The 18,645-nt window shown below is 74.4% G+C and carries 16 protein-coding genes, 1 tRNA gene and 1 pseudogene; 9 read left to right on the top strand and 9 right to left on the bottom strand.

The window, feature by feature from the left end:
* Positions 1-37: 37 nt before the first annotated feature.
* The 8 genes and pseudogenes from ABIB53_RS09775 (at position 38) to ABIB53_RS09740 (ending at position 9,508) form a co-directional block, all read left to right on the top strand.
* The gene (locus tag ABIB53_RS09775; protein WP_354588035.1) at positions 38-1,180 is read left to right on the top strand and encodes a MalY/PatB family protein; all 1,143 of its coding nucleotides are present in this window, start codon (positions 38-40) and stop codon (positions 1,178-1,180) included.
* A gap of 255 nt (positions 1,181-1,435) precedes the next feature.
* Positions 1,436-1,525 (top strand): potassium-transporting ATPase subunit F, encoded by a 90-nt coding sequence (locus ABIB53_RS09770; protein WP_068275687.1) that lies wholly within the window; start codon positions 1,436-1,438, stop codon positions 1,523-1,525.
* On the top strand, positions 1,525-3,192 hold the full coding sequence (gene kdpA, locus ABIB53_RS09765) for a potassium-transporting ATPase subunit KdpA (protein ID WP_354588034.1): 1,668 nt from the start codon (positions 1,525-1,527) through the stop codon (positions 3,190-3,192). Before ABIB53_RS09770 ends, kdpA begins: the two co-directional genes overlap by 1 nt.
* Positions 3,192-5,342, top strand: a complete 2,151-nt coding sequence (gene kdpB, locus ABIB53_RS09760) for a potassium-transporting ATPase subunit KdpB (protein ID WP_354588033.1) — start codon at positions 3,192-3,194, stop codon at positions 5,340-5,342. The genes kdpA and kdpB overlap by 1 nt, the downstream gene beginning before the upstream one ends.
* 17 nt (positions 5,343-5,359) lie before the next feature.
* Positions 5,360-5,974 (top strand): annotated as a pseudogene (gene kdpC / locus ABIB53_RS09755) (potassium-transporting ATPase subunit KdpC).
* A 1-nt stretch (position 5,975) separates the two neighbouring features.
* Positions 5,976-8,471, top strand: a complete 2,496-nt coding sequence (locus tag ABIB53_RS09750; RefSeq protein ID WP_354588032.1) for a DUF4118 domain-containing protein — start codon at positions 5,976-5,978, stop codon at positions 8,469-8,471.
* Complete coding sequence (locus ABIB53_RS09745; RefSeq protein WP_068275672.1) at positions 8,468-9,157, top strand: response regulator; 690 nt, start codon at positions 8,468-8,470, stop codon at positions 9,155-9,157. Before ABIB53_RS09750 ends, ABIB53_RS09745 begins: the two co-directional genes overlap by 4 nt.
* 102 nt (positions 9,158-9,259) lie before the next feature.
* A complete protein-coding gene (locus ABIB53_RS09740) occupies positions 9,260-9,508 on the top strand; it encodes a hypothetical protein (RefSeq protein ID WP_354588031.1) in 249 nt (82 codons plus the stop codon).
* A 22-nt stretch (positions 9,509-9,530) separates the two neighbouring features.
* Here ABIB53_RS09740 and ABIB53_RS09735 read toward each other — a convergent pair whose 3' ends face one another.
* The gene (locus ABIB53_RS09735; protein WP_354588030.1) at positions 9,531-10,106 is read right to left on the bottom strand and encodes a TetR/AcrR family transcriptional regulator; all 576 of its coding nucleotides are present in this window, start codon (positions 10,104-10,106) and stop codon (positions 9,531-9,533) included.
* Positions 10,107-10,192: 86 nt separating this feature from the next.
* Between ABIB53_RS09735 and ABIB53_RS09730 the strand changes: the two genes are divergently transcribed.
* Positions 10,193-11,380: an MFS transporter gene (locus tag ABIB53_RS09730; protein ID WP_354588029.1), complete on the top strand. Its 1,188-nt coding sequence runs from the start codon at positions 10,193-10,195 to the stop codon at positions 11,378-11,380.
* A 75-nt stretch (positions 11,381-11,455) separates the two neighbouring features.
* On the opposite strand, the gene ABIB53_RS09725 is transcribed toward ABIB53_RS09730, so the two are convergent.
* The 8 genes from ABIB53_RS09725 to ABIB53_RS09690 all read right to left on the bottom strand — a co-directional run bounded on the left by ABIB53_RS09725 (position 11,456) and on the right by ABIB53_RS09690 (position 18,562).
* A tRNA-Pro gene (locus tag ABIB53_RS09725) sits at positions 11,456-11,529 on the bottom strand.
* 131 nt (positions 11,530-11,660) lie between these two features.
* Positions 11,661-13,208, bottom strand: coding sequence for a ribosome biogenesis GTPase Der (gene der, locus ABIB53_RS09720; protein WP_502914634.1), 1,548 nt, complete (start codon positions 13,206-13,208; stop codon positions 11,661-11,663).
* Positions 13,209-13,259: 51 nt separating this feature from the next.
* Positions 13,260-13,952, bottom strand: coding sequence for a (d)CMP kinase (gene cmk / locus ABIB53_RS09715; protein WP_354588028.1), 693 nt, complete (start codon positions 13,950-13,952; stop codon positions 13,260-13,262).
* A 22-nt stretch (positions 13,953-13,974) separates the two neighbouring features.
* Positions 13,975-15,102 (bottom strand): prephenate dehydrogenase, encoded by a 1,128-nt coding sequence (locus tag ABIB53_RS09710; protein ID WP_191682139.1) that lies wholly within the window; start codon positions 15,100-15,102, stop codon positions 13,975-13,977.
* Entirely contained in the window at positions 15,099-16,049 is a 951-nt protein-coding gene (locus ABIB53_RS09705) for a pseudouridine synthase (RefSeq protein ID WP_354588027.1), read from the bottom strand. The genes ABIB53_RS09710 and ABIB53_RS09705 overlap by 4 nt, the downstream gene beginning before the upstream one ends.
* Positions 16,046-16,672, bottom strand: a complete 627-nt coding sequence (gene scpB / locus ABIB53_RS09700; RefSeq protein ID WP_229298963.1) for an SMC-Scp complex subunit ScpB — start codon at positions 16,670-16,672, stop codon at positions 16,046-16,048. The genes ABIB53_RS09705 and scpB overlap by 4 nt, the downstream gene beginning before the upstream one ends.
* Complete coding sequence (locus ABIB53_RS09695; RefSeq protein WP_354588026.1) at positions 16,669-17,682, bottom strand: segregation and condensation protein A; 1,014 nt, start codon at positions 17,680-17,682, stop codon at positions 16,669-16,671. The genes scpB and ABIB53_RS09695 overlap by 4 nt, the downstream gene beginning before the upstream one ends.
* 4 nt (positions 17,683-17,686) lie before the next feature.
* A complete protein-coding gene (locus ABIB53_RS09690) occupies positions 17,687-18,562 on the bottom strand; it encodes a ParA family protein (RefSeq protein ID WP_232311864.1) in 876 nt (291 codons plus the stop codon).
* Positions 18,563-18,645 lie beyond the last annotated feature (83 nt).

Here is an 18,645-nt window from a genome sequence, read left to right as displayed (position 1 = left end):
CCAGGGTAGGCGGTGCCCCGGCTGGCACAGTGCAGGCATGGCCCGATCCGTCCTCGACGTCCCCCTTCGCACCCTGCGCGCCCGGACCTCGGCGAAGTGGCGCGCCTACGACCCCGACGTGCTGCCGCTGTGGGTCGCCGAGATGGACGTCATGCCAGCACCCGCGGTCGTGCGGGCGCTCGCCCGGGTCGCCGAGACCGGCGACCACGGCTACCCGTGGGGCCCGGCCTACCCCGAGGCGGTGGCGCGGTGGTACGACTGCTCCTTCGGGGTCGCCGTCGACCCGGGCGCGTCGCAGCTCGTCGCCGACGTCATGACCGGTGTGGCGCACGCGCTGCGGGCGGTCACCGCGCCCGGCGCCGCGGTCGTCATCACCACCCCGGTCTACCCGCCCTTCCACAGCGTCGTCGGCGACGTCGGCGCGCGCCGCGTCGAGGCGCCGCTCGACGCGGACGGCCGGCTCGACCTCGAGACGGTCCGCGCCGCGCTCGTCGAGGGCGGGCCCGGCTCGAGCGTGCTGCTGTCGAACCCCCACAACCCGACGGGCGTCGTGCACTCCCCCGCCGAGCTCGAGGCCCTCCTGGCCCTCGCCGCCGAGCACGACGGCCACGTCGTGAGCGACGAGATCCACGCCCCCCTCGTGCTGCCGGGCGCCGGCTTCACCTCCGTCCTCGCGGTACCGGGCGGCTCCCGCGCCCTCGTCGTCACCTCGGCGGCGAAGGGGTGGAACCTCGCCGGGTACAAGGCGGCCGTCCTCGTCGCCGGCGAGGACGTGCGCGACGTCCTGCGCCGGCTGCCGGCCTCCGCCGGCTACCAGGCCAGCCACGTCGCCGTCCTCGCCCACGTCGCCGCCCTCGACGACGGCCAGGACTGGCTCGCCGCGCTCGTCGACGACCTCGACGCCAACCGCGCGCTGCTCGGCGACCTCCTCGCGCAGCACCTCCCGCAGGTGACGTGGCGCCCGATGGAGGCGACCTACCTTGCCTGGCTCGACTGCTCGGCGCTGGGCTGGCCGGACCCCTCGCGCGTCTTCCTCGAGCAGGGCCGGGTGGCGCTCAACCGTGGCCGCGACTTCGGGCGGGGCAGCGCCGACCACGTGCGGCTCAACCTCGCCACCTCGCCAGAGATCCTCGTCGAGGCGGTCGAGCGGATGGGACGGGCGGCCGCATCCGCGGGCTGACGCCGGTGGTGTGAGCAGGCCGTGAGCACGGCCCGGGGTCCACCGCCCCGGGCCGTATGGATGTCGTGAGGACGGGCCCGCGGGGGCGGCCCGCAGGCGTTGCATCGCAGGTGCGCCCGACCGGCGCCCGCTCGCCCCCGGCGAGCGGTCTCCCCTCGCCATCGGAGTCCTCACGGTGCTCGACCTCATCTACCTGGCGGCCGCGGTCGCCCTCTTCGCCCTCGTGGGCCTGCTCGCCCGGGCGGTGGAGCGGCTGTGATCGTCGTCGAGCTGCTCGCCGTCGTGCTCGGGGTCGCCGCGCTCGGCTACCTCCTGCTCGCCCTGCTCGCACCGGAGCGCTTCTGATGCAGGGCTGGCTCCTCCTCGCCTCCGTCGCGACCCTCGTCGTCGTCCTCGGCCTCCTCCACCGCCCCGTCGGCGACCACCTCGCCCGCACGTACACGAGCGAGCACGACTGGCGGATCGAGCGCGCGGTCTACCGGGTCCTCGGCGTCGACCCCCGGCAGGGGCAGACCTGGCAGGCCTACCTGCGGGCCGTCCTCGCCTTCTCGCTCGTCGGGGTCCTCGGCCTGCACCTGCTGCTGCGCTCGCAGCACTGGCTGCCGCTCTCGCAGGGGGCGACGACCCTCGACCCCGCCGTCGCGATGAGCACGGCGATCTCCTTCGTGACGAACACGAACTGGCAGGCCTACTCGGGAGAGACGCTGTCGCCGACGGTCCAGCTCCTCGGCCTCGTCGTGCAGAACTTCGTCTCCGCCGCCACGGGCATCGCGGTCGCGGTCGCGCTCGTGCGCGGCCTGGCCGGCGACCGGGCGAGCACCGTCGGCAACTTCTGGGTCGACCTCGTGCGCTCGTCCCTGCGGGTGCTGCTCCCGCTGGCCGCCGTCGGGGCCCTCGTCCTCGTCGCCGGCGGGGTGGTGCAGAACCTCGCGGGCTTCACCGACGTGACGACGCTGGTCGGGGGCACGCAGTCGGTCCCCGGCGGCCCGGTCGCCTCGCAGGAGGCGATCAAGCTGCTCGGCACCAACGGCGGCGGGTACTACAACGCGAACTCGGCCCACCCCTTCGAGAACCCCAGCGGATGGGTCTCGATGCTGCAGGTCCTCATGATCCTGCTCATCCCCTTCTCGCTGCCGCGCGCCTTCGGGCGGATGGTCGGGGACGTGCGCCAGGGGCGCGCGATCCTCGCCGCGATGGCCACCCTCTTCGCCGTCTCGACCTGCGCCCTGGGCTACCTCGAGCTGAGCGGTCGCGGCGCCGCGCCGCAGCTGGCCGGCGCCCCGATGGAGGGCAAGGAGGTGCGATTCGGGATCGCCCAGTCGGTCCTCCACGCGGGCTCGACGACGCTCACCTCGACCGGTGCGGTGAGCTCGATGCACGACAGCTACACCGCGCTCGGCGGCATGGTGCCGATGGTCAACATGCTCCTCGGCGAGATCGCACCGGGCGGCGTCGGCTCGGGGCTGTACGGGATGCTCGTCGTCGCCGTCATCGCCGTCTTCGTCGCGGGGCTGCTCGTCGGGCGCACGCCGGAGTACCTCGGCAAGAAGATCGGGCCGCGCGAGATGACGCTGGCCAGCCTGTACATCCTCGTCATGCCGGTGCTCGTCCTCGGCGGTCTCGCCCTGAGCCTGGCGATCCCGGCCGCGCGCGAGAGCGTCACGGCGTCGATGGCCAACACAGGTCCGCACGGGCTCTCCGAGCTCGTCTACGCCTTCGCCTCGGCGGCGAACAACAACGGCTCTGCCTTCGCCGGGCTCACGGCGAGCACGCCGTGGCTCACCGGTGCTCTCGGCGTCGCGATGCTGCTCGGCCGCTTCGTGCCGGTCGTCCTCGTCCTCGCCCTCGCCGGCTCCCTCGGCGCGCAGCGCCCCGTCCCGGCGACCGCGGGCACCCTGCCGACGCACCGGCCGCTCTTCGTCGGTCTGCTCGTCGGCACGGCCGTGCTCGTCACCGCCCTCGTCTTCTTCCCCGTCCTCACCCTCGGGCCCCTCGCAGAAGGACTGCTCTGATGTCCACCACGACCCGCACCCCCGCCCCGGCCACCCCCGCGGCACGGCCCGTGCCTCGGCGCACCCTCACCCCGGCCCAGCTGCGCGCCGCCCTGCCCGGCGCGGTGCGCCGGCTCGACCCGCGGACGCTGTGGCACACGCCGGTCATCCTCGTCGTATGGGTCGGTGCCGCGCTGACGACCCTCACCGCGGTCGTCGAGCCGCTCACCGGCGGACCGGCCAGCTCCGGCGGCTCGTCGATGCCCGGGTCCTTCGCGGCACTCGTCGCCCTGTGGCTGTGGCTCACCGTCCTCTTCGCCGGGCTCGCCGAGTCGGTCGCGGAGGGCCGCGGCAAGGCCCAGGCGGACTCGCTGCGGGCCACCCGCACGAGCACGACGGCCCACCTCGTCACCGGCTACGACCCGGCCGACCCCGGGGCCGAGCGCACCGCCACCCGCGAGGTGTCCTCCGCCGACCTCACCGTCGGCGACGTCGTCGTCGTGAGCGCCGGCGAGCTCGTCCCCGGTGACGGCGACGTCATCCACGGCATCGCCAGCGTCGACGAGTCGGCGATCACCGGCGAGTCGGCGCCGGTCGTGCGCGAGTCCGGCGGCGACCGGTCCGCGGTGACCGGGGGCACGCGCGTGCTGTCCGACCGGGTCGTCGTGCAGATCACCTCGCGCCCGGGCGAGACCTTCGTCGACCGGATGATCGCGCTCGTCGAGGGCTCCTCACGTCAGCGCACGCCGAACGAGATCGCGCTGAACATCCTCCTCGCCTCGCTGTCGATCGTCTTCGTCGTCGTCGTGCTGACGCTCAACCCCGTCGCCTCCCTCGTCGCCGAGCCGGCCAGCGTCGCCGTCCTCGTCGCCCTGCTCGTCTGCCTCATCCCGACGACCATCGGCGGGCTGCTGTCGGCGATCGGCATCGCCGGCATGGACCGGCTCGTCCAGCGCGGGGTCCTCGCGATGAGCGGGCGGGCCGTCGAGGCAGCGGGCGACGTGACGACCCTGCTCCTGGACAAGACCGGCACCATCACCTACGGCAACCGCCGCGCGAGCGCCTTCGTCGCGCTCGACGGCGTGGCGCCCGGAGCGCTCGTCGAGGCCGCGGTGCTCTCCTCCGGCGGCGACCCGACCCCCGAGGGCGCGTCGATCCTCGACCTCGCCCGCCAGGGCGGGGTCGACCCCGCCCTCGTGCCCGGCGGCGAGGTCGTCCCCTTCACCGCCCAGACCCGCATGTCGGGGCTGGACCTGCCCGACGGCACCCAGGTGCGCAAGGGCGCGGCGAGCGCGGTCCTCGCCTGGCTCGACGCGGCCGGCTCCGCCCCGGTCGGGCCGGCACGGGCCGAGCTCGACGCCCACGTCGAGCGGATCTCGGGCTCGGGCGGGACACCGCTCGTCGTCGCGACCCTCGCGCCCCAGGGGGCGGGCCGCGTCCTCGGGGTGGTGCACCTCAAGGACGTCGTCAAGGACGGACTCGTCGAGCGCTTCGCCGAGCTGCGGGCGATGGGCATCCGCACGGTGATGATCACCGGCGACAACCCCCTCACTGCTGCCGCGATCGCGGCCGAGGCGGGCGTCGACGACGTGCTCGCCGAGGCCACGCCCGAGGACAAGCTCGCCTACATCCGTCGGGAGCAGGAGGGCGGCCAGCTCGTCGCGATGACGGGGGACGGCACGAACGACGCGCCCGCGCTCGCGCAGGCCGACGTCGGCGTGGCCATGGCGTCGGGCACGTCAGCGGCCAAGGAGGCCGGCAACATGGTCGACCTCGACTCCGACCCGACGAAGCTCATCGAGATCGTCGCCATCGGCAAGCAGCTGCTCCTCACCCGCGGTGCCCTGACGACCTTCTCGATCGCCAACGACGTCGCGAAGTACTTCGCGATCATCCCGGCGATGTTCGCCGGGGTCTTCCCCGGCCTCGAGGCACTCGACGTCCTGCACCTGCACTCCCCCGCCTCCGCCGTGCTCTCCGCGGTGATCTTCAACGCCGTCGTCATCGTCGCGCTCGTACCCCTCGCCCTGCGCGGGGTGCGCTACCGACCGCGTCCCGCGGCCGAGGTCCTCGGCCGCAACCTCGCCGTCTACGGGATCGGCGGGGTCATCACCCCCTTCGTCGGCATCTGGCTCATCGACCAGCTCGTCCGCCTCCTGCCCGGCTTCTGAGACCCAAGGAACCCCTCATGCCCCTCCTCGCCCGCGGCACCGCCCGCACCCTGTGGGTCGCGACCCGCGCCCTGCTCCTGCTCACCCTCGTCCTCGGCCTGGGCTACACCGGCGCCGTCACCGCGGCCGCCCAGCTCGTCGTGCCCGGCCGGGCCGACGGCTCGCTCGTGCACGACCGCGACGGCCGTGTCGTCGGCTCCTCCCTGCTCGGCCAGTCCTTCACCGACGCGAAGGGTGTCGCCCTGCCCGGCTACTTCCAGTCGCGGCCCTCGGCCGCCGGTGACGGCTACGACGGGAGAGCCTCCGGCGGCTCCAACCTCGGGCCGCAGGACCCGGGTCTCGTCGCGACGATCCGCGAGCGGCGTGCGGAGGTCGCCGGGCGCGAAGGGGTGGCGACCTCGGCCGTCCCGGCCGACGCCGTCACCGCGTCCGCCTCGGGCCTCGACCCGCACATCAGCCCGCAGTACGCGCAGATCTAGGTGCCACGCGTGGCACGGGAGCGCGGTCTGCCGCAGGCCGAGGTGCGCCGGCTCGTCGCCGAGCACACCCGGGGCCGGGACCTCGGATATCTCGGCGACCCCGCCGTCGACGTCCTCGCGCTTAACCTGTCCCTCGACGAGCTGGAGGAGTGAGATGACCCGGGGACGGCTGCGGGTGCTGCTCGGCGCCGCCCCCGGCGTCGGCAAGACGTGCACGATGCTCGAGGAGGGGCGCCGGCTGCGCGCCGACGGGCGCGACGTCGTCGTCGGGCTCGTCGAGACGCACGGCCGCGCGGCGACCGCCGCGATGGTCGAGGGGCTCGAGGTCGTGCCGCGCACCCTCGTCACCCACCGGGGGCTCGAGCTCGCCGAGATGGATCTCGAGGGGGTGCTCGCCCGCGCCCCGCAGGTCGCCCTCGTCGACGAGCTCGCGCACACGAACGCCCCGGGCTCGCACCACGCGAAGCGCTGGCAGGACGTCGACGCCCTGCTCGACGCCGGGGTCGACGTCATCACGACGGTGAACATCCAGCACATCGAGTCGCTCCACGACGTCGTCGAGCAGATCACCGGTGTGCCGCAGTCCGAGACGACGCCCGACGCCTTCCTGCGCCGGGCCGACCAGGTCGAGGTCGTCGACCTCGCCCCGCAGGCGCTGCGCGACCGGCTCCTCGGCGGGGTCGTCTACCCGGCCGAGCGCGTCGACGCCGCGCTGTCGAACTACTTCCGGCTCGGCAACCTCATCGCGCTGCGCGAGCTCGCCCTGCTGTGGCTGGCCGACGAGGTCGACGAGGCGCTGCGGCGCTACCGCGACGAGCACGACATCGACACGACCTGGCAGGCCCGCGAGCGCGTCGTCGTCGCGCTCACCGGCGGGCCGGAGGGCGAGACGCTCCTGCGCCGCGGTGCACGGATCGCCGCACGGTCGTCCGGCGGGGGGCTGCACGCGGTCCACGTCACGGCCCAGGACGGGCTGCGGGCCCCGGACCCCGCGGCGCTCGTGGAGCAGCGGGCCCTCGTCGAGCAGCTCGGCGGCAGCTACCACCAGGTCGTGGGCGACGACGTGCCGGCTGCGCTCGTCGACTTCGCCCGGTCGGTCGACGCCACCCAGCTCGTCATCGGGGTGAGCCGCAGGGGCCGGCTCGCGGCCGCCCTCACCGGCCCGGGCATCGGCGCGACGGTGGTGCGCGAGTCCGGCGACATCGACGTCCACATCGTCACGCACTCGGCGGCAGGTGGTCGCTTCGCGCTGCCGCCGGTCGGGGGCGCGCTCAGCCTGCGCCGACGGGCCCTCGGGATGCTCCTCGCGCTCCTGGGCGGCCCGCTGCTCACCTGGCTGCTCGTCGCGCTGCGCAGCCCGGAGTCGATCACGAGCGACGTCCTCAGCTACCAGCTGCTCGTCGTCGTCGTCGCGCTCGTCGGCGGGCTGTGGCCCGCGCTCTTCGCCGCGGTGCTCTCGGCGGTCACGCTCGACTTCTTCTTCATCGACCCGCTCTACACGGTGACGATCGCCGACCCGCTGCACCTCCTCGCGCTGCTCCTCTACGTGACCATCGCGGCACTCGTGAGCGTCGTCGTCGACCGCGCAGCCCGACGCTCGCGCACGGCGCGACGGGCGGCGGCGGAGTCCGAGCTCGTCCAGACCGTCGCCGGCAGCGTCGTGCGCGGCGACGACGCGGTCCAGGCCCTCGTCGACCAGACCCGCGAGGCGCTCCACCTGCGCGGGGCCCGGGTCCTCGCGGGCGAGGAGGTGCTCGCGAGCGCCGGGGAGGTCGACCTCGCCGGCTCCGCGCCCGTGAGCACCCTCGACCTCGCGCCGGGCACGACCCTCGAGCTCACCGGCGAGGTGGCCGCGAGCGAGCGCCGGCTGCTCGGCGTCGTCGCCGCCCAGCTCACCGCGGCCCTCGAGCACCAGCGCCTCACCGAGACCGCCCGCGAGATCGAGCCCATCGCCGCCTCGGACCGGGTCCGCGGCGCCCTGCTGTCGGCCCTGAGCCACGACCTGCGCCGCCCGCTCGCAGCGGCCACCGCCGCGGTCGGCGGGGTGCGGGCGGCGGGGCCGGATCTGCGCGAGGAGGACCGCCGCGAGCTGCTCGACACCGCCGAGGAGAGCCTGGCCGCGCTGTCGGCGCTCATGTCCGACCTGCTCGACGTCAGCCGGCTCAGCTCGGGCGTGCTCACCATCGCGACGACGCCCACCGACCCGGCCGAGGCGATCGCGCCGGCGCTCGACGAGCTCGGTCTCGGCCCCGCGCAGGTGCGCCTCGCGCTCGCCCACGACGAGGTCGAGGTGCTCGCCGACCCGGTGCTCCTCCAGCGGGTCGTCGTCAACCTCCTCACCAACGCGGTGCGGCACTCACCGCCGGACGAGCCCGTGCTCGTGTCGACGAGCACCTTCGGCGGGCGGCTGGAGATCCGCGTCGCCGACCGTGGCCCGGGCATCGCGCAGGACCGGCGCGACGAGGTCTTCCTTCCCTTCCAACGGCTCGGCGACACCGACAACACGACGGGTCTCGGGCTCGGTCTGGCGCTCTCGCGCGGCTTCGTCGAGGGCATGCACGGCCGGCTCACGCCGGAGGACACGCCCGGCGGAGGCCTCACCATGGTCGTCTCCCTCCCCGTCCACGACCCCTCGCAGGAGGCCCGGTGAAGATCCTCGTCGCCGACGACGACCCGCAGATCCTGCGCGCGTTGCGCATCACCCTCACGGCGAAGGGGTACGACGTCGTCACCGCGCTCGACGGCGCCCAGGCGGTCGCCGCGGCCGTCGACCAGCAGCCCGATCTCGTCCTGCTCGACCTCGGGATGCCCCGGCTCGACGGCGTCGAGGTCATCCACGCCATCCGGGGCTGGTCGCAGGCCCCGATCCTCGTCGTCTCCGGCCGGGCCGGCTCGGCCGACAAGGTCGAGGCGCTCGACGCGGGCGCCGACGACTACGTCACCAAGCCCTTCGCCGTCGACGAGCTGCTCGCCCGGGTGCGCGCCCTCACCCGGCGCGTCCCCCAGGCCGCCGAGACCCCGGCGGTGCGCCTCGGCGAGGTGACGGTCGACCTCGCGGCCCGCAGCGTCGTGCGCGAAGGGGAGGGCGGCCGTCAGCACGTCCGCCTCACCCCCACCGAGTGGCAGGTCCTCGAGATCCTCGTGCGCAACCCCGGCCGCCTCGTCACCCGGCAGACCCTGCTGACGAGCATCTGGGGCAGCGAGCACGTCGCCGACACCGGGTACCTGCGCCTGTACGTCTCGCAGCTGCGCAAGAAGCTCGAGCCCGACCCGGCGCACCCGCGCCACCTGCTCACCGAGGCCGGGATGGGGTACCGCCTCGAGCTCGACGGCTGAGCACGGCTCCGGGGTCCCCCCTGACGCCCCGCTGCGCCTCCGCACGACCGTAGGGTCGGCAGCCCCGGGGCCACCGGGGCACCCGACCCGAAGGAGACAGACGTGAGCGAGTACAGCGTGGAAGAGCTCGACGCCGCACGCGAGGCCGCCCAGAACGCCGTGGACACCGCGACCTCCTGGGACTACAGCGCCGGCGAGACGAAGATCGCCGACAAGCTGCGCGAGGGCCTGGACGAGGCGCAGGTCGAGGTCGAGCCCGCCGAGCTCGAGCGGCTCGTCGCCGAGATCGACGCCCTGAGCACCGACGAGAGCGCCGGTCCCCCGACCGTCCGCGCCGCCACGCCGCGCTGACAGCCCCCGACCCGGCGAGGGATCAGGTCGACGACGGGTCGACGAGCTCTACCACGAGCTCGGCGGCCCGTTGCTGCACCCGCGGGTCCACCCCGCGGTGAGCCACTCCCCCTTCGAGCAGGAGGAAGACGTGCTCGGCCAGGCCGGCCGGGTCGTCGCCGCCGAGGCCGTCCTCGCACAGCAGCCGCTCGAGGAGGTCGCGCACGGCTCGTTTGTGCTCGCGCACGACGTCGAGACCGGCGTGGTCCGTGGGCAGCTCGGCCGCGGCGTTGAGGAACCCGCAGCCGCGGTCGACCGGGAGCGGGTCGTGCGCGTAGGCCTCGACGACGGCGAGCACCCGGGGGGCGTCGGCATCGACCAGCCGCTCCTGCAGTCGCCCCCACCACTGCTCGTGGCGACCCCGGAGGTAGGCGACGACCAGCGCGTCCTTGGACCCGAAGCGGTCGTAGAGGGTGCGCTTGGTGACGCCGGACTCCGCGGCGATCGTGTCGACCCCGACGGCGTGGATCCCGCGCCGGTAGAAGAGCTCTGAGGCGGTCTCGAGGATCCGGCGTGCGCCCGGTGTGAGGTCGACGCCCGGGCTCGTCGTGGGTGCCATCGCTCCCCCTTCGTCGTCGCTCGACGGCCGTCCGACCGTTCTCCTCCACACACCACCATCTCACAGACCGGTGTAGCGTCGAGGCGATGGTTCACCGATCTGTGAAGTCACCCATCAACGAGGCGCACCGCACCGCGCCCGACGACCCGTCGGCGATCCGGCTCGCGGCGGTGGGGATGTGCCTCGTCGGGGTCTGCTACGGGTTGGCCCGCTTCGCCTACGGGCTCTTCGTGCCGGCCTTCCGCGAGGACTTCGACCTCGGCCCCACGGCCGCCGGAGCCGTCGCGTCCGGCTCCTACGTCGCGTACTGCCTCGCCGTGGTCGCCGCGACGGTGCTCACCCCGCGCCTCGGCGCCCGTCGGGTGGCCGTGGCCGCCGGCACGGTCGCCACCGCAGGCACGGCACTCGTCGCCCTGGCCCCGACCTCGGCCGTCCTCGGCGCCGGGGTGCTGCTCGCCGGCGCGAGCACGGGCGTCGCCTCTCCCCCGCTGGCGCACGCCGTCGCCCGCACCGTCCGGGCGGCACACCGCGATCGCACGCAGGCGGTCGTCAACGCCGGCACGGGGCTGGGTGTCGCCGTAGCCGGACCCGTCGCGCTCGTCGCGCAGGACAGCTGGCGGGCCGCGTGGGCGGTCTTCGCCCTCCTCGCCGCCGCGACGACCCTGTGGGCGGCCCGGGTCGTCCCGCCGTCACGCGAGCGCGGAGCGTCGTCGCCGTCCCTGCTCCCCCGCCCCCTGCTGCCGGTCGGGGCCGGACGACTGCTCCTCGGCGCTGCCGTCATGGGCCTGGCGAGCGCGGCGGTGTGGACCTTCGGGCTCGACCTCCTCGTCACCGAGGGCGGCACGGGCACCGAGACCGCCCGTCTGGCCTGGGTGCTGCTCGGCGCCCTCGGGGTGCTCGGCGCCGCCGCGGGCGACCTCGAGGCCCGGTTGGGCCCGGCGAGGGCGTGGACCACGACGACGGTCGCGCTGGCGGGCGCCACCGCCGTCCTCGCGCTCGCCCCCGGCACGCCCGCGATCACCCATCCCGCGGCCGCCGTCTTCGGTGGCTCCTACATCGCGATGTCCGGCCTGCTCCTCCTGGGCGGCACTCGGGTGTACCCCGACGAGCCGTCCGCGGGCGTCGGCATCGCCTTCCTCGTGCTCGCGCTCGGCCAGGCGGCCGGCTCGCTCGCCCTCGGCGCGCTCGCCTCGGGCGCGGGCCTGCGCACCGCCGTCCTCGTGGCCGCGGGGGTCGGGCTCCTCGGCGCTCTCGCGCCGCCGCGGACGTCGTGAGATCGCGCCCGGGGACACGACGAGGCCCGGTGGACCATGTGGTCCACCGGGCCTCGTCTCGTGCTCTGCACGCCGTCGGGATGACAGGATTTGAACCTGCGACCCCTTGACCCCCAGTCAAGTGCGCTACCAAGCTGCGCCACATCCCGGTGTGCTGTGAAGCCGCCCCGTCGCCGGAGCGAAGTCACTCTAACTCAGCCGTCCCGCGTCTTCGTAATCGGCCCGGGTCGGGCCGCGGGTCGGCCCCCTTCGCCCGTGACGACGGGGGCCGCGGACCGGCTCAGCGCTCGCGACGACGGCGCTCGCGCACCCGCACGGAGATCTCGACGGGCGTGCCCTCGAAGCCGAACTCCTCGCGCAGCCGACGCTCGAGGAAGCGGCGGTACCCGGCCTCGATGAAGCCGGACGCGAAGACGACGAAGCGCGGCGGACGGGTCGAGGCCTGCGTCGCGAAGAGGATGCGGGGCTGCTTGCCGCCGCGCACCGGGTGCGGGTGGCCGGAGACGATCTCGCCCATGACGGCGTTGAGCCGGCCGGTCGGCACGCGGGTGTCCCACGACGTCAGCGCGACGTCGAGGGCCGGCACCAGCTTGTCGACGTGGCGGCCGGTGCGCGCCGAGAGGTTGACGCGCGGCGCCCACTGCACCTGGACGAGCTCGCGCTCGATCTCGCGCTCGAGGTAGTAGCGCCGCTCCTCGTCGAGCAGGTCCCACTTGTTGTAGGCGATGACGAGGGCACGGCCGGTCTCGACGACCTGGCTGATGACGCGCAGGTCCTGCTCGGCGATGGCCTCCTCGGCGTCGATGAGCACGACGGCGACCTCGGCCTTCTCGAGCGCGGTCTGCGTGCGCAGCGAGGCGTAGAAGTCGGCGCCCTTCGTCTGGTGGACGCGGCGCCGGATGCCGGCCGTGTCGACGAAGCGCCAGGTGCGCCCGCCGAGCTCGACGAGCTCGTCGACCGGGTCGCGGGTCGTGCCCGCGACGTTGTCGACGACGACGCGCTCCTCGCCGGCGAGCTTGTTGAGCAGCGAGGACTTGCCGACGTTCGGGCGGCCGACGAGGGCGACGCGGCGCGGGCCGCCGACCGGCATCGGCTCGGCGACCATCGAGCGGTCCGGGAGCACCTCGAGGACGGCGTCGAGGGCGTCACCGCTGCCGCGGCCGTGCAGGGCGGAGACGGGCCAGGGCTGACCGAGGCCGAGGTTCCACAGCGCGGCGGCCTCGCCCTCCATGCGCATGTCGTCGACCTTGTTGGCGACGAGGACGACGGGCTTGCCGGCGCGGCGCAGCAGGCGCACGACCGCCTCGTCGTCGTCGGTCGCGCCGACGGTCGCGTCGACGACGAAGAGGACGACGTCGGCCATGTCGATGGCGACCTCGGCCTGCTCGGCGACCTTGAGGTGGATGCCGGTGGCGGTGGCCTCCCAGCCGCCGGTGTCGATCATCGTGAAGCGGCGCCCGGACCACTCGCCCTCGTAGGCGACGCGGTCACGGGTGACGCCGGGCACGTCCTCGACGACGGCCTCCCGGCGGCGCAGGATGCGGTTGACGAGGGTCGACTTGCCGACGTTCGGGCGGCCGACGATCGCGACGACGGGCAGCTCGCCCTCGTAGAGCTCGTCGGGCTGCTCCTGGAAGCCGTCGACGAGCGCCTGGTCCTCGGGCGTGAGCTCGAAGTCCTCGAGCCCCGCACGCAGCACGCGCTCGACGCCCTCGTCGTCGGCGGCGCCGAGGTCGGCGGGCTTCGGGCTCTGGCTGTCCACGGGTCTCTCCTGGCGGGTCGAGGCGAAGGGGGCGGACCGGCCGGGTCGGCCCGTGTCCACCCCCATTGTCGCAGCCCCGTGGACCCCAGCGGTCCGCCCGGGCGCGTCGGCGCCCGGTCAGCCCGCGGAGCGCACCGCGTCGACGGCGGCGATCGCGGCCGCCACGCTCTCCTCGAAGGTCATCTCGGAGGTGTCGAGCGTGAGCACCCCGTCGGCGGCGACGAGGAACTGCGAGACCGTCGAGTCGTCGCGGTCACGACGCACGACCTCGTCGCGGGTCGCCTCCAGCGTCTGCTCGTCGGCGCCGCCGTGCAGCTCGACGGTGCGCCGGCGCAGTCGGGCCTCCTCGCTCGCGGTGAGGAGCAGACGCACGTCGGCGTCGGGGGCGACGACGGTCGTCACGTCACGCCCCTCGGCGACGACGCTGCCCTGCTCGTCGCCGATGACGGTGATGAGATCGCGCTGCTGCTCCTGGAGGGCGACGCGGACCCCGGGGTTGGTGGCGACGGCAGAGACCTGCGCGCTGATCTGCGAGGTACGGATCGCCTCGGTGACGTCCTCGTCGCCGACGAGGACCCCGGGCTCGGCCGGGTCGGCGCTCATCGCGAGCGGCAGGTCCCGTGCGGCCGCGGCGACGGCGTCGAGGTCGGTGAGGTCGACACCGGACTCGAGGCACCACCACGTGAGGGCGCGGTACATCGCCCCGGTGTCGAGGTAGCCGCCCCCGAGGTGGGCGGCGACGGCCCGGGAGACGCTGGACTTGCCGGACCCGGAGGGACCGTCGACGGCGACGACGAAGGGGGCGCTCATGGGTGTCGATCCTAGGCGGGGCTCAGGAGTGCAGCTGCCAGCCCCGGGCCAGCAGGGCGTCCTCGAGCGGGCCGGCGGCGGCCGGCACGACGGAGACCTCCGCGACGCCGAAGGGCAGGCCCAGGCCGTGGTCGAGGCGCAGGTCCTCGAGGTTGATGCCGGCCTCGCCGATGTCGGCGAAGAGCCGGGCGAGCTCGCCGGGCCGGTCGTCGACGACGACGCTGACGAGCGTGTAGGCCGTGGGCGCGGCGCCGTGCTTGCCCGGGATCCGGGAGTGCCCGGCGTTGCCGTCGGCGATGGCGCGGGCGAGGACGGCCCGGGCCCCCGGCGCGTCCTCGTCGAGGCCGTGCTCGAGGTCTCCGAGCGCGCCGATGACGCCGTCGAGCTCGTCGCGCAGGCTGGTGAGCACGGCCCGCACGGAGCCGGCGTTGCCGGCGAGGATCTGGGTCCACAGCCCGGGGTCGCTCGCCGCGATCCGGGTGACGTCGCGCACGCCCTGGCCGGCCAGGCCGACCGCGTGCTCGCTCAGCGGCTCGAGGCGGGCGGCGACAAGGCTCGCGGCGAGCTGGGGCACGTGCGAGACGGCGGCGACGGCGGCGTCGTGCTCGTCGGGCGTGAGCCGGCTGACGACCGACCCGACGGCCCGGGCGACGCGCTCGACGCGCTCGACCGCGGCGGGCTCGGTGCCCTCGTCGGCGCAGACCACCCAGGCCCGGCCCTCGAAGAGGTCGGGTCGCGCGGCGATGGCCCCGCTGCGCTCGCGCCCGGCCATCGGGTGCGAGCCGACGTAGCGCTCCAGGGGTGCGCCCAGACGCACGAGGTCGTGCCGGATGACTCCCTTGACGGAGGCGACGTCGGTGACCGTCGCCCCCGGCCAGCGGCGCAGCGCGTCGGCCACGACCGCCGGGGTGATGTCCGGCGGGGTCGCGACGACGACGAGGTCGGGCTCCGGGTGGCCGTCGTCGTCGTACCCCAGGCGCGGCCCGAGCCGGCCCGCGCCGAGGTCCCGGGCGAGGGTCATCGCCGTCACCGACTGGTCCTGCAGGACGGGCTCCGCACCCGCGCGGCGCAGGGCGAGACCGATCGACGCGCCGATGAGACCGGTGCCGATGATCCAGACCTGCGGGAGCGCCTCGGCGCCGCTGCTCACAAGCCGACCGCCTTGTACAGCTGGCCGATCTCACGCCGGCTGAGCGCCCGCCAGCGGCCGGACTTCGTCTGCCCGAGCTCGACGGGGCCGACCTGCACCCGGGTGAGGGTGAGCACGGGGTGCCCGACCTCCTCCATGAGCCGGCGCACGATGTGGTTGCGGCCCTCGTGCAGGACGATCTCGACGACCGCCTTGCCGGGGGTCGAGGCGACGACGGAGAAGGAGTCGACCTTCACCGGTCCGTCCTCGAGCTGGACACCGGCGCGCAGCGTCTTGCCGAGGTCGCGGGGCACGGGGCCGGACACCTGGGCGACATAGGTCTTGAGCACCCCATAGCGGGGGTGCTGCAGGCGGTGGGCGAGGTCGCCGTCGTTGGTGAGGAGCAGCAGGCCCTCGGTGTCGGCGTCGAGCCGGCCGACGTGGAAGAGGCGCTCGGGGCGCTCCGCGACGTAGTCGCCCACCGACGGACGGCCGAGGTCGTCCGACATCGTCGTGACGACGCCGAGGGGCTTGTTGAAGGCGAGGTAGACCCGGCTCTCGTCGAGCTGGACCCGCTCCCCGTCGACGTGGACGGTCTGGCTCGAGGGGTCGACGCGGATCCCGAGCTCGGTGACGACCTGGCCGTCCACCTGCACCCGGCCCGCTGCGATGAGCTCCTCGCAGGCGCGCCGCGAGCCGACGCCCGCCCCGGCGAGCAGCTTCTGCAGGCGCACGCCGTCGGGCGCATGGACGTCGACCTCAGGTGCAGATCGAGGCTGCGGGGCGATCGTCGGCTGGCCCTGGCGTGAGCGCCCGGTCGTGCCGCGGTTGCCGCCGTCGGGGCGGCCACGGCGCGGGCCGCCGCCCTGGCGCGAGCTCCCCTGACCACCCGGTCGGGAGCCTCCGGGGCCCCCCTGACGTCGGCCGCCGCCCCCGCCACCGCGGCGCTGTCCGTCGGCGGGGCTCATGCCCGGCCCTGCTCTGCGAGCTCGTCGATCATGTCTGCCTCCGGCAGGTAGGGAGCGATGGGCGGCAGGTCGTCGAGCGACTGCAGCCCCATCCGCTCGAGGAATGAGTCGGTGGTGCCGTACAGGGTCGAGCCGGACTCGCCGTCGTGGCTGACCTCGGTGATGAGCCCACGGGTGAGCAGGGTGCGCACGACGCCGTCGACGCTCACCCCGCGCACCGCGCTGATCCGGGCCCGGGAGATGGGTTGGCGGTAGGCGATGACGGCGAGCGTCTCCAGCGAGGCCTGGGTGAGCCGGGCCTGCTGCCCGTCGAGCACGAAGCGCTCGACGACCGATGCGTACGCGGGGTGCGAGTACAGGCGCCAGCCGCCGGCGACGGAGCGGATGGTCCACCCGCGGGTGCCGTCGGCGAGCTCGGCCTCGATCTCGGCGAGGGCGTCGCGCACCGTCTCGACGGTGACCTCGAGGGCGGAGGCGAGGGCGACCTCGCTCACCGGCTCCTCGACGACCATGAGGACCGCCTCGACGGCCCCCTTCGCCCCACCGGGCAGCTCGTCGACGTCGAGGGCGAGCTGGCCGCCCTCGTCGGGTGCGTCCGGGGCGATCTCGTCGGTCGTGCTCATCGCGGGTCTCCTGCCTCGACGGGCCGAGGGCCGGCGTCGTCCTGCTCGGGGGTCGCGCCCGCCGGGGTCTCCTCGGCGGTCGCAGCGGCCGGGATCTCCTGCGCGGCGGACCGCTCGAGGTCGGCCTCGTCGAACTCGTCGCTCACCTGCACGTCGCCGTCCTGGGCGCCGACCCAGCGCACCGTGAGCTCGCCGAGCGCCTCGGGCTGCTCGAAGGTCACCGCCTGCTCACGGAAGAGCTCGAGCAGGGCGAGGAAGCGGGCGACGACGACGAGCGTGGAGTCGGCGTCGCGCACGAGGGTGCGGAAGGACGCCGACCCGTGCTCGCGCAGCCGCTCGGCGACGATGCCCGCCTGCTCGACGACGCTCACCGTCGGCGCGTGGAGGTGGGCCAGGCCGACCGTCGGCTCCTCGCGCGGGGTGAGCGCACGGGCGGCGATCATCGCCAGCTGCTCGGGGGTGATCGTGATGACGAGCTCGGGCAGCAGGCTGGCGAGCTGGGGCTCCAGCCCGGCCTGACGGGGCGTCATCCGCGCGCTGCGGCTCAGCTCGGCGGCGAAGCGACCGGCGACCTCCTTGAAGGCGCGGTACTGCAGCAGCCGGGCGAAGAGCAGGTCGCGGGCCTCGATGAGGGCGAGGTCCTCCTCGTCGTCCTCGCGGCTCGTCGGCAGCAGCCGGGCGGCCTTGAGGTCGAGCAGGGTCGCGGCGACGAGGAGGAACTCCGAGGTCTGGCCGAGGTCGAGCTCGGCCTGGCTCTCGCGGATCGCCCGCAGGTGCACCATGAACTCGTCGGTGACCTTGGCCAGCGCGATCTCGGTGATGTCGAGCTGGTGCTTGCTGATGAGCCCGAGGAGGAGGTCGAAGGGACCCTCGTAGTTCTCGAGGTGGACGGTGAAGGCCTGCGAGGCGGCCCGCCGGGTGATCACTCCCCCTGGGACGGCCTCGGTCTCGGCGGGGACCGCCGCGGGCGGGTCGAGCAGCGCCGGGTCGAGTGCCGGGAGCTCGGTCATCGGCTCAGGCAGCCCCACCGCGGGCGATGAGCTCGCGGGCGAGCTGGCGGTAGGCGTTGGCGCCGTTGTGCGCCGTCGCGTACGTCGTGATCGGCTCGGCGGCGAGCGTGGCGTCGGGGAACTTCACGGTGCGCGAGATGACCGTGTGGAAGACGCGCTCGCTGAAGTGGTCGACGACGCTGCTGACGACCTCGCGGCTGTGCAGGGTCCGGCCGTCGTACATCGTCGCGAGGATGCCGTCGATCTCCAGGCGCGGGTTGAGCCGGTCCTGGATCTTCTCGATGGTCTCGACGAGCAGGGCGACGCCGCGCATCGCGAAGTACTCGGTCTCGAGCGGGATGATGACGCCGTGCGCCGCCGTGAGGGCGTTGACGGTGAGCAGCCCGAGGCTGGGCTGGCAGTCGATGAGCACGACGTCGTAGTCGTCGAGGACGGGGCGCAGGACCCGGGCGAGGATCTGCTCGCGGGCGACCTCGCCGACGAGCTGCACCTCGGCCGCGGAGAGGTCGATGTTCGCCGGGACGACGTCGAGGCCCTGGACGTTCGTGCGCTGGATGACCTCGCGGATGTCGTGACGGCGCTCGACGAGGAGGTTGTAGATCGTCACGTCGAGGGTGTGGGTCGGCACGCCGAGACCCACGGAGAGCGCGCCCTGGGGGTCGAAGTCGACGAGAAGGACCTTGCGACCGAGCTCGGCGAGCGCGGCGCCGAGGTTGATCGTCGTCGTCGTCTTGCCGACGCCGCCCTTCTGGTTGCACATCGCGATGATGCGCGCCGGGCCGTGCGCGGTCAGCGGAGCGGGCTCCGGGAAGTCGGGGAGAGGTCGACCCGTGGGGCCGACCTGGACCGTGCCGTGCTCGAGCTCGAGCGGCGGCGTCACCTCTGGTGCCACGTGCTGATCACTCCATCGCCGTACGTCGGTCAGCCTCACGCTGATCGAGGCGACCCTACCAGCGGCGCCGG

The organism is Janibacter sp. UYMM211, assembly GCF_040547045.1.
GTDB classification, from domain to species: domain Bacteria; phylum Actinomycetota; class Actinomycetes; order Actinomycetales; family Dermatophilaceae; genus Marihabitans; species Marihabitans melonis.
Note: the sequence above shows the minus strand (reverse complement) of the source record. Positions and strands in the feature narration are given on the sequence as shown.